Origin of the sequence: Microbacterium alkaliflavum, assembly GCF_044325405.1 — a bacterium.
GTDB classification, from domain to species: domain Bacteria; phylum Actinomycetota; class Actinomycetes; order Actinomycetales; family Microbacteriaceae; genus Microbacterium; species Microbacterium alkaliflavum.
The window spans coordinates 133,187-144,220 of record NZ_JBIQWL010000009.1; the positions used below are offsets into that span (position 1 = coordinate 133,187).

Here is an 11,034-nt window from a genome sequence, read left to right on the forward strand (position 1 = left end):
GCCACAGCGTCGTGGAGAGGATCCCCCCAATGCACTCGATCCGCACGTCCGTCGCGGGCCTGACGGCCCTCCTGGTCACCGCCGGCCTCGCCGTCGCGTCGCCCGCACACGCGGCGCCGCCGCCCAAACCATCGGACGATGTCCCGGGCAAGGTCGTCAGCGCCTACTTCACCGACTGGAGCGTCTACGGGCGCGGCTACTACGTGAAGGACATCCCCGCCGACAAGCTCAACGTCATCCAGTACGCGTTCGGCGACGCCGTCTACGACCCCGCGACCGGGAACGTCGGCTGCAACGTGCTCGACCCGTGGGCAGACTTCCAGCAGGTCTACTGGGGCCCCGAGAACACGGTGGACGGCGTCGCCGATACCTACCCGGGCCAGAACCTGTACGGCAACTTCAACCAGCTGCGCAAGCTCAAGGCGGCGCATCCGCACCTCAAGGTCGAGATCTCGCTCGGCGGCTGGACCAAGTCGAAGTGGTTCTCGACCCTCGCCTCGACGGCCGACCTGCGGCAGAAGTTCGCCGCAGCGTGCATCGACACGTTCATCAAGGGCAACCTGCCGACGGGTGGATGGCCCGAAGATGCGGGCGGCGTCGGCGCGGCCGCCGGGATCTTCGACGGCATCGACCTCGACTGGGAGTACCCGACGGCCGTCGGCGACGGCAACTACAACGTGAGCCCCGCCGACCGGAAGAACGCCACGGCGCTCGCCAAGGAGTTCCGCAAGCAGCTCGACGCCTACGGCAAGACGAGCGGGAAGCACTACCTCCTGACCGCCGCCATGCCCGCCGCGACGAGCTCGACGAATTACTACGATCTCGCCGACTTCGTGAAGCAGCTCGACTGGGCCAACGTCATGACGTACGACTTCAATGTCGCCTCCAGCCCCGTCGTCGCGCACAACACGCTCTTCGGACTCGACCCGCGCGACCCCAATGCGAAGAATCCGACGTGGAACACCGCCGGCACGGTCGCCTACTACCTCGCGAACGGGGTGCCCGCCTCGAAGATCGTCGTCGGCGTGCCGTTCTACGGCCAGCAGTACCTCCGCACGGGGTCCGCGAACAACGGCCTGTACACGCCGTTCGACAACACGGGCCTCGATCCGAACCAGCTGACGGCGGATGTCGCTGTGCAGCCGTCGTTCCACGCGCTCGTCGAAGCGGGATACGTGAGCGAAGACGGCAAGACCGGCGGCAACGGCTACACCGTCGGCTGGAACGTGCTCGCGGGGGAGCCCTACCTCTACAGCCCCGCGGCGTCGCACCCGAATCTGACGACGGGCCCCGAAACGGTGCGCACGGTCATCGCCTTCTCGAGCCCGGCGTCGATCGCGGAGCGCACCGTTCTCATCAAGAAGCTCAAGCTGCGCGGTGCCATGGCGTGGGAGCTGAGCCAGGACTCGGCGTCCGGCGCGCTGATCAGTGCGCTCGGACCGATCCTGAACTGAGCGAGCCGGAGGATGCCTCGGCCGCGGCTTCGGGCGCGGCCGAGGCATCCGTCGTCTTGAGGTGCATGACGACCGCCGTCATCGCCGCGACGAGGCTGACGGCGAGCACCATGTGGGTGTTCACGAGCGCGATGGGCAGACCCGTGCGGGCCTGCCACAGTCCGACGCCGATCTGCACGAGCTCGACCGCGAGGAGGAGTCCCGTGAACAGCTGCAGGCGCAGGGACGGGGGAGTGCGCCACGACCAGACGAAGAGCACGACGGTCAGCGCGAAGGTCACATAGGCGGGCCACGCGTGGATGTGCTGCCAGAGCACGGGGTCGAGGCCGTTGCGCGCCGCGGCGTCGTCGCCCGCGTGCGGGCCGGCGCCGGTCAGGAGGATGCCGATGAGCACAGTGACGGCGACGGCCGCGCTCGTGACGTGCGTGAGGATCGCGAAGCCCTTCGACACGGCGCGGCGACGCGGGCCCGCGCCGCCGTAGACACGCGCGATGTAGGCGGCCGCGTTGGCGACGAGGGCGGCGGAGATCACGAAGTGGATGCCCACGAGGCTCGGCGGAAGGTGGAGCCACACGATGACGCCGCCCACGACGGCCTGCAGGATGATGCCCAGGCCGTTGGCGAGCGTCAGCGCGAACAGCTCGGGGCGCGAGGCGCGCAGGCGGACGACCGACAGGAACGCGAGCAGCGCGATGACGATCAGCACGCCGGTGAGGGTGCGGTTGCCGAACTCGATGAGGCTGTGCCAGCTGAGCGCCGCCGTCGGGACGAGCGACCCCTCGGTGCAGTTGGGCCAGTTCGGGCATCCCATGCCCGATCCGGTGAGGCGCACGAGGCCGCCGGTGCCGACGATGACGACGTTGCTGACGAGCACGAGCCACGCCAGGACGCGCGTGCTCGTGCGCACCGAATCGGGCAGCAGCCGCGAGAACGGGAGCGTGCGGGTCGGGGCGCTCTCGGGAGCGGGCATGCGGTGTCGCCTCCTGACGGGCCCGCCGCAGCACGGCGGGCGAGGCTCGACGGCGCCGGGTGACGGCGCGAACCTGTAGAATCGAGGGGTTGCGTGCGAGCGCCTTGGCGCCGCGCATCACTGACAGTTTAGGCGCGCACGACTGGCGCCGCCGATGAGGGCCCAGAGCGGCATCCCCCTTCCCGAACTCCACGGAAGACCAGGAATGCCGGGGCGGATGAACACCGTTTCGGCCTTGAGGAGAGTGTGACGATGTCGGATGTCCTGATCGACCGCCCCGAGCTCGAAGGTCTGGGGGTGTACGAGTTCGGATGGCACGATGCTGACGCCGCCGGAGCCAGCGCGCGGCGCGGCCTGAGCGATGCCGTCGTCCGTGACATCTCGGCCCTCAAGTCCGAGCCCGAATGGATGCTGCGCAACCGCCTCAAGGGCCTGCAGCTGTTCGGCCGCAAGCCCATGCCCACGTGGGGTGCCGATCTCAGCGAGATCGACTTCGACAACATCAAGTACTTCGTGCGGTCCACGGAGAAGCAGGCGCAGTCGTGGGAGGACCTCCCCGAGGACATCCGCAACACGTACGAGCGCCTGGGCATCCCCGAGGCCGAGCGCCAGCGCCTCGTCGCCGGTGTCGCCGCGCAGTACGAGTCCGAGGTCGTGTACCACCAGATCCGCGAGGACCTCGAGGCGCAGGGCGTCATCTTCCTCGACACCGACACGGCGCTCAAGGAGCACCCCGAGTTCTTCGAGGAGTACTTCGGCACGGTGATCCCCGCGGGCGACAACAAGTTCGCGGCGCTCAACACCGCCGTGTGGTCGGGCGGCTCGTTCGTCTACGTGCCGAAGGGCGTGCACGTCGAGATCCCGCTGCAGGCCTACTTCCGCATCAACACGGAGAACATGGGCCAGTTCGAGCGGACCCTGATCATCGCCGACGAGGACTCCTACGTCCACTACATCGAGGGCTGCACCGCCCCGATCTACAAGAGCGACTCGCTGCACTCGGCCGTCGTCGAGATCATCGTCAAGAAGAACGCCCGCGTTCGGTACACGACGATCCAGAACTGGTCGAACAACGTCTACAACCTCGTCACGAAGCGTGCCATCGCGCACGAGGGCGCGACGATGGAGTGGATCGACGGAAACATCGGCTCCAAGGTGACGATGAAGTACCCGTCGATCTACCTCATGGGCGAGCACGCGAAGGGCGAGACCCTGTCGGTCGCCTTCGCGGGTCCCGGCCAGCACCAGGACGCCGGCGCCAAGATGATCCACATGGCGCCGTACACGCAGTCGTCGATCGTCTCGAAGTCGATCGCGCGCGGCGGCGGCCGTGCCGGCTACCGCGGCGAGGTCCGCGTCGACGCGAACGCGCACCACAGCGCCAACACGGTGCGCTGCGACGCGCTCCTGGTCGACACGATCTCGCGCTCCGACACCTACCCGGCGATCGACATCCGCGTCGACGACGTGCAGCTGGGCCACGAGGCCACGGTCTCGAAGGTCAGCGAAGAGCAGCTCTTCTACCTGCAGTCCCGCGGGCTCCCCGAGGACGAGGCCATGGCCATGATCGTCCGCGGATTCATCGAGCCCATCGCACGTGAACTGCCCATGGAGTACGCCCTCGAGCTCAACAAGCTCATCGAGATGGGCATGGAAGGATCGGTCGGCTAGATGACGACCACGCAAGAGGCACCCACGTCCGTTTCAGAAGACCGAGTGGTGCCTGGCTCCCGAGCGCACTCCGACGGGGCCGGCGCCTTCGTGCCGGTGCAGACCCGTTCCGAGCGCCCCCACTCGTTCGACCCTGCCGACTTCGGCGCGCCGACGGGCCGTGAGGTCAACTGGCGGTACACGCCCGTCGACCGCCTCGCGCCGCTCTTCCAGAACGCCGCCGGTCCGCACGGCGTGATCTCCGTCGACGTGCAGGCGCCCGACGTCGTCGAGCAGTCGCGGCTTGCGCCGGGCGCGGCTCCCCGCGGCGAGGTGTTCCGCCCCGAAGACCTCCCGAGCGCCATCGCGTGGGCGCAGGAGGCGGAGGCTCCGCTCGTGCGCATCCCCGCCGACGCCGAGCTCGACGAGCCTGTGCTCGTGAACCTCACCGGCAACGGCGGCCTCGCGCACGCCCACGTCGTCGTCGAGGCGGGTGCGAACTCGCGGGCGACCGTCGTCTTCCGGCACACCGGCACGGCGCAGCACGCGCAGAACATCGAGATCCTCGTCCGCGACGGCGCCAAGCTCAACCTCATCACGGTGCAGGAGTGGGAGGATGACGCCCTCCACCTGTCTTCTCACCAGGCGCGCGTCGAGAAGGACGCCTACCTGCGCCACATCATCGTGAGCTTCGGCGGCGGCGTCGTGCGCGTGAACCCCTCGATCGAGCTCGCCGGTGCGGGCTCCCACGCCGAGCTCTACGGCCTGTCGTACTCCGACGCCGGCCAGCACCTCGAGAGCCAGGTGTACCTGCACCACAAGGGTGAGCACACGAAGGGCGACGTCCTCTACAAGGGCGCCCTCCAGGGCTCGGGCGCGCGCAGCGTGTGGATCGGCGACGTGCTCATCGGACCGGACGCCGTCGGCACCGACTCCTACGAGGCCAACCGCAACCTGGTCCTCACCGACGGCGCGCGCGCCGACTCCGTCCCCAACCTCGAGATCGAGACGGGCGACATCCTCGGCGCGGGCCACGCCAGCGCGACGGGCCGCTTCGACGACGAGCAGCTTTTCTACCTCCAGGCGCGAGGCATCTCCGAAGAGGAGGCCCGGCGCCTCGTCGTCATCGGCTTCCTCAGCGAGATCGTGCAGAAGATCGGCGTCCCCGCCATCGAGCAGGAGCTCGCCGAGGCGATCGAGCGCGAGCTCGCGGAAGGAGCGGGCGCATGAGCGCGTCGCGTGTGTGTGCCCTGAGCGACCTCGAGCAGGATGCCGCGATCCGCGTCGAGGTCGACGGCGTGCCGATGGCCGTCGTGCTCGACTCCAACGGCGAGGTGCACGCGATCGGCGACACCTGCACCCACGGCGACATCTCGCTCGCCGAAGGCTTCGTCGACGGCGACACGCTGGAGTGCTGGGCCCACGGCTCCGCGTTCTCGCTGCGCACCGGCAAGCCCCTCAACCTCCCCGCGTACGAGCCGGTCCCGGTCTACGCCGTCACGATCGAGGGGGATGACGTGCTCATCGACCCCACCGTGACCAAGAAGTGAACTGAGAAGGAATCCGAATGTCTGTCCTCGAGATCCGAGACCTGCACGTCACCGTCGAGACCGACGAGGGGACGACGCCCATCCTCAACGGCGTCACCCTCACCGTGAAGACGGGTGAGACGCACGCCATCATGGGCCCCAACGGCTCGGGCAAGTCGACGCTCGCCTACACGATCGCCGGCCACCCCAAGTACAACGTCACGAGCGGCTCCATCACCTTCGACGGCGAGAACGTGCTCGACATGACGGTCGACGAGCGCGCCCGCGCCGGCGTCTTCCTGGCGATGCAGTACCCCGTCGAGATCCCCGGCGTCACGGTCACCAACTTCCTGCGCACCGCGAAGACCGCGATCGACGGCGAGGCGCCCTCGATCCGCACGTGGACGAAGGACGTCAAGGCGTCGATGAAGAACCTGCGCATGGACCCCAAGTTCGCGGCGCGCAACGTCAACGAGGGCTTCTCGGGCGGCGAGAAGAAGCGCCACGAGATCCTCCAGCTCGAGCTGCTCAAGCCGAAGCTCGCCGTGCTCGACGAGACCGATTCGGGCCTCGACGTCGACGCGCTCAAGATCGTGTCGGAGGGCGTCAACCGCGCCAAGGCCGAGACGAACCTCGGCGTGCTGCTCATCACGCACTACACGCGCATCCTCCGCTACATCCACCCCGACTTCGTGCACGTCATGGTCGGCGGACGGATCGTCGAGGAGGGCGGCCCCGAGCTGGCCGAGCGCCTCGAGGACGAAGGCTACGACCGTTTCCTCGAGCCGGCCGCCGGAGCCGGTGTCGAGGCCGAGGCGTAAGATCGGCGACATGACCGCGACGCTCACACCCGAGAAGTTCGACGAGGTCACAGAAGCACTGAAAGACGTCATGGACCCCGAGCTCGGGATCAATGTCGTCGACTTGGGACTCGTCTACGACCTCGCCTGGGATGACGAGAACGACGCTCTCGTGATCCACATGACCCTCACCTCGGCGGGCTGCCCGCTCACCGACGTCCTCGAGGAGCAGACCGCTCAGGCCCTCGACGACGTCGTCGAGCGCTTCCGCATCAACTGGGTGTGGATGCCGCCGTGGGGCCCCGAGCGCATCACCGACGACGGGCGCGACATGATGCGCGCGCTCGGCTTCGCCATCTGACGTCCGCTGAAGGGCATGTGCCACACTCGGCACATGAACGCGGTCGTTCGCCGGCGTGCCGGTCTGTCTGTCGTCGTGGTCGCGGTGCTCGCTCTGACGGCGTGCACCTTTCCCGCCGGACCCACCCCGTCGTCGAGCGCGTCATCCGCTCCCGTCGATGAGAACCCCGGTGTGGATTCGCTTTCGCACGTGACCGCCGAGAGCGTCGAGAAGGCGATCGCCGACCTCCCCGCCTCGGTGAAGGCCGCGATGGACGCGACGGGCACACCCGGGATCGCGGTGGGTGTCGTCTACGACGACGAGCTGCGGTTCGCGAAGGGCTACGGCGTGCGCGATGTCGACAGCGGCGACCCCGTCGATCCCGAGACCGTGTTCGCGATCGCGTCGGTGTCGAAATCGGTCGGAATGACCGTGGTCGCGCGCGCCATCGATGACGGTGTCGTCGCGTGGGACACGCCCGTCGCCGACAACCTCGCAGGTTTCGCGCTCTCCGACCCCTATGTCGGGTCGCACGTCACGATCGGCGACATGTATGCGCATCGGTCGGGGCTCTACGAGCATGCCGGCGACGAGCTCGAAGAGATCGGCTACGACCGCGCCACGATCATCGAGCGGATGCGGTACATCCCGCTCGAGCCGTTCCGCACGACGTACCACTACGGCAATTTCGACATCACGACGGCGGCGGAGTCGGTCGCGCAGGCGGCCCACGAGGACTGGGCCGACCTCTCCGACCGGCTGATCTACGAGCCGCTCGGGATGGATTCGACGAGCTCGCGGTTCTCCGACCTCGAGGAGCGTGACGACCGCGCGCTCGGGCACGTCGAGGTCGACGGGGAGTGGATCGTGAACCCGGAGCAGCGGCAGCCCGACGAGCAGTCGCCTGCGGGGGGCGTGAGCTCGAACGTCGAAGACCTCGCGGTCTGGATGAGGATGCTGCTGAACGAGGGCCAGGTCGACGGTGCCGAGTTCATCGACCCGGCGACACTCCTGCCCGCCATGTCGCCGCAGTCCGTGTCGGCGCCGGCGCCCGTGCTCGGCTCTCGCTCGGGGTTCTACGGCTACGGCTTCAACGTGAGCACCACGGCCGGGGGAATGGTCGACGTCAACCACTCCGGCGCCTTCGCGCTCGGCACCGGCACGATCGTGAAGATGCTGCCGGCCGCGGGTCTGGGCATCATCGTGCTCGCCAACGCGTCGGCGAACGGCGTCGTCGAAGGCATCGCGGGCCGCTTCATGGACATCGCCCAATTCGGCCGGGAGCGCCGCGACTGGCTCGACCTCTTCACCGGCGTCTTCGCGAAGATGAACGTGCCCTCCGGCGAGCTGGTCGGACAGAAGGGCCCGAGTGCTCCCGAGCCCGCCCGGCCGCTCGCGGATTACACCGGCGAGTACGTGAACGACTACTTCGGTCCAGCGACGGTGTCGCTCGCGGGCGATGCGCTCGAGCTCCGACTGGGACCTGCCGGCCGCTGGCCGCTCGAGCACTGGGACGGCGACGTCTTCGTCTTCCGCCCGCAGAGCGAGAACGCGCTGCCCGGCAGCATCTCGAAGGCCACGTTCGACGGCGACCGCCTCGTGCTGGAGTATTTCGACAAGGAGCATCTCGGCACGTTCGTCCACCGAGGCTGAAACGCGGCGAAACACGACGAGGGGCCGCGTCCCTCCCCGTCGTTAGGCTCGTACGGTGAGCGTCACCCCCCTGCAGGCCCTGCCCATCGACGAGCTGCGACAGCGAACCAGCACGAAGTGGCAGAAGTACCCGCAGGACATCCTGCCGTTCTTCGTCGCCGAGATGGACTACCCGCTGGCCCCCGCCATCACGGCCGCGCTGACCCGCGCCGTGCAGCTCGGCGACACGGGCTACACGCCGCCCGAGCCCGGCATCCGCGAGGCGTTCGTCGCATTCGCGCAGCGCCGCTTCGACTGGACGGTCGACCCCGCGACGGTGTTCTGGACGGGCGACGTCATGATGGGCGTCGTCGAGATCCTGCGCGCCGTGACCTCGCCCGGCGACCGCGTCGTCGTCACGACGCCCGTGTATCCGCCGTTCTTCGACACCGTCGAGGAGGCCGGCGCCGTCGTCGAGCGTGTGCCGCTCGCGCGCTCGGAGGCCGGATGGGAGCTCGACCTGCTCGGCATCGAGGCGGCCCTCGCCGGCGGCGCGCGCGCTGTGCTGCTGTGCAACCCGCACAACCCGACCGGCACCGTCCACACGAGCCAGAGCCTCGCGGCCCTCGCCGACGTGGCGGCGCGCTTCGGCGCCGTCGTCATCTCCGACGAGATCCACGGTCCGCTCGCCCACGGCGACGTGCCGTTCACCCCGTTCCTCGCCGTCTCGGATGCGGCCCGCCGTGTCGGGTACACCGTCACGAGCGCGAGCAAGACCTACAACTTCGCGGGGCTCAAGTGCGCCGTCATGATCGGCGGCGGCGCCGAGCAGGCCAAGGTGCTGCGGGCCCTGCCGTGGGAGGTCGAGTGGCGCACAGGCCTGTTCGGCGCCCTCGCCAACAACGCGGCGTTCGCCCCGGAGAGCGACGCATGGCTCGACAGCCTCCTGGCGGCGCTCGACGAGAACCGGCGCCTCCTGGCCGAACTGCTCGCCGAGCATCTCCCCGAAGCGGTCTACCGCATCCCGGATGCCGGCTTCCTCGCGTGGGTCGACGTGTCGGCGTACGGCTGGGGCGACAACCCCGCGACCGAGCTGCGGCGCAAGGCGCGCGTCGCGTTCCACCATGGCCCGCTGTTCGGCGACGAAGGCAAGGGGCACGTCCGCATCAACTTCGCGTGCTCGCCTGACCTGCTGCGCGAGGCGATCGAGCGGGTCGGCGCCCTCGTGGCGCCGTGAGCTCCGGGGCCCCGCGGCCGCCCTCGGTCTGGGTCGCGCCCTACGTCTGGGTGACCGTCGGCGCCGTCGCGCTCATCTTCCTCGCGGCGATCCAGTCGCTCGCGGTCACGACGGTCATGCCGGTCGTGAGCGAAGACCTCGACGGCGCCGCCCTCTACGCCGTCGCCTTCTCGGGCACGCTCGCGACGAGCGTCATCGGCATGGTCGCGGTCGGCGCCTGGAGCGACCGCTCGGGCCCCGTCTGGCCGCTCACGACCTCGGTGGCGCTGTTCGTCGCAGGGCTGATCGTCTCGGGTCTCGCGCCCACGATGGGCGTGCTCGTCGTCGGCCGGCTGATCCAGGGCCTCGGGACCGGCGGTCAGACCGTCGCACTCTACGTCGTCGTCGCCCGCGTGTACCCGCCCGCGCTCCACGGCCGCGTGTTCGCAGCGTTCTCGGCGGCGTGGGTCGTGCCGTCGCTCGTCGGGCCGTTCCTGGCCGGCGCCGTCACCGAGTACCTGCACTGGCGCTGGGTGTTCCTCGGCGTCGCGGGTCTCACGGTCGTGGCCTTCACGATGGTCGCGACACGGCTGTGGGGCATGCCGCTCGACACAGAGCATCCGTCGACTGCGCGCATCGCGCCGCGGCTCGCGTGCGCCGTCGCCGTGGCCGCCGGCGCGCTCGGACTGAGTCTCGCGGGCGAACTGGGGGAGTGGGCGTGGGTCGCGGTCGTGGCATCCGTCCTCGTGCTCGTCTTCGCGTCGAAGCCTCTCCTGCCCCGGCGCACGCTCCGCGCGGGCCGGGGCCTGCCGAGCGTCGTGCTCATGCGCGGCCTCATCGCGGGCGCCTTGTTCGGCGCCGAGATCTACGTGCCGTACCTGCTCATCGATGGCTACGGCTTCTCGCCGACGTGGGCGGGCCTGGGCCTGACGGCCGGGGCGCTCGCGTGGGCGGTCGCGGCCGACGTGCAGGGGCGCACCGGCGACCGCCTCGGCAACTCCCGCATCGCGATCATCGGCACGGCGCAGCTCGCGGCGGCGATGGTCGTGGCGGCGCTCACGGCCGCACTGCATCTGCCGCCCGCCGTCATCATCGTGGGCTGGGCCCTCGCCGGATCGGGCATGGGACTCATGTACCCGCGCCTGACCGTCCTGACACTCGCCTACTCGACGCCGCAGAACCAAGGCTTCAACTCGTCGGCGCTCTCGATCTCCGATTCGATCGGCGCCGCGACGTCGATCGCGGCGATGGGACTCCTGTTCACAGCGCTCACGGGGACGGATGCCGCGTTCCCGGCCGTCTTCGTGCTCGCGGCCGTGCTCGCGGCGCTCGCACTCGTGCCGGGCCTGCGACTCGGCCATGCGCACGAGGCGAAGCCGTGATCCCGAAGGCGCGCTGAAGCCACCCTCGTCGGAGCCGGAGCGATTTTGCGAACCGAAGGTA

At 69.3% G+C, this 11,034-nt stretch carries 10 protein-coding genes; 9 read left to right on the forward strand and 1 reads right to left on the reverse strand.

Annotated features, from left to right (window positions below; translation table 11 throughout):
• Positions 1-29 precede the first annotated feature (29 nt).
• Positions 30-1,454, forward strand: coding sequence for a glycoside hydrolase family 18 protein (locus ACH3VR_RS18965; protein ID WP_397557885.1), 1,425 nt, complete (start codon positions 30-32; stop codon positions 1,452-1,454).
• Here the strand turns inward: ACH3VR_RS18965 and ACH3VR_RS18970 are convergent.
• Positions 1,426-2,424 carry a COX15/CtaA family protein gene (locus tag ACH3VR_RS18970; protein ID WP_397557886.1) on the reverse strand — a complete coding sequence of 333 codons (999 nt, stop codon included), beginning with the start codon at positions 2,422-2,424 and terminating at the stop codon, positions 1,426-1,428. The two genes, ACH3VR_RS18965 and ACH3VR_RS18970, sit on opposite strands and share 29 nt — an antisense overlap.
• Before the next feature lie 252 nt (positions 2,425-2,676).
• Between ACH3VR_RS18970 and sufB the strand changes: the two genes are divergently transcribed.
• Genes sufB through ACH3VR_RS19010 form a run of 8 tightly spaced genes read left to right on the forward strand, consistent with a single transcriptional unit; the run spans position 2,677 to position 10,973 of the window.
• The gene (gene sufB / locus ACH3VR_RS18975; RefSeq protein WP_397557887.1) at positions 2,677-4,095 is read left to right on the forward strand and encodes a Fe-S cluster assembly protein SufB; all 1,419 of its coding nucleotides are present in this window, start codon (positions 2,677-2,679) and stop codon (positions 4,093-4,095) included.
• Positions 4,096-5,304 carry a Fe-S cluster assembly protein SufD gene (sufD, locus tag ACH3VR_RS18980; RefSeq protein ID WP_397557888.1) on the forward strand — a complete coding sequence of 403 codons (1,209 nt, stop codon included), beginning with the start codon at positions 4,096-4,098 and terminating at the stop codon, positions 5,302-5,304.
• Entirely contained in the window at positions 5,301-5,624 is a 324-nt protein-coding gene (locus ACH3VR_RS18985) for a non-heme iron oxygenase ferredoxin subunit (RefSeq protein ID WP_397557889.1), read from the forward strand. Before sufD ends, ACH3VR_RS18985 begins: the two co-directional genes overlap by 4 nt.
• A 17-nt stretch (positions 5,625-5,641) precedes the next feature.
• Positions 5,642-6,424: a Fe-S cluster assembly ATPase SufC gene (sufC, locus tag ACH3VR_RS18990; RefSeq protein ID WP_397557890.1), complete on the forward strand. Its 783-nt coding sequence runs from the start codon at positions 5,642-5,644 to the stop codon at positions 6,422-6,424.
• A 10-nt stretch (positions 6,425-6,434) separates the two neighbouring features.
• Positions 6,435-6,764, forward strand: coding sequence for a metal-sulfur cluster assembly factor (locus tag ACH3VR_RS18995; protein WP_345802417.1), 330 nt, complete (start codon positions 6,435-6,437; stop codon positions 6,762-6,764).
• 33 nt (positions 6,765-6,797) lie between these two features.
• Positions 6,798-8,396, forward strand: a complete 1,599-nt coding sequence (locus tag ACH3VR_RS19000) for a serine hydrolase (protein ID WP_397557891.1) — start codon at positions 6,798-6,800, stop codon at positions 8,394-8,396.
• Between the two features lie 55 nt (positions 8,397-8,451).
• Positions 8,452-9,612, forward strand: coding sequence for a MalY/PatB family protein (locus ACH3VR_RS19005; protein ID WP_397557892.1), 1,161 nt, complete (start codon positions 8,452-8,454; stop codon positions 9,610-9,612).
• Positions 9,609-10,973, forward strand: coding sequence for an MFS transporter (locus ACH3VR_RS19010; RefSeq protein WP_397557893.1), 1,365 nt, complete (start codon positions 9,609-9,611; stop codon positions 10,971-10,973). Before ACH3VR_RS19005 ends, ACH3VR_RS19010 begins: the two co-directional genes overlap by 4 nt.
• The last annotated feature ends 61 nt before the right edge of the window (positions 10,974-11,034 follow it).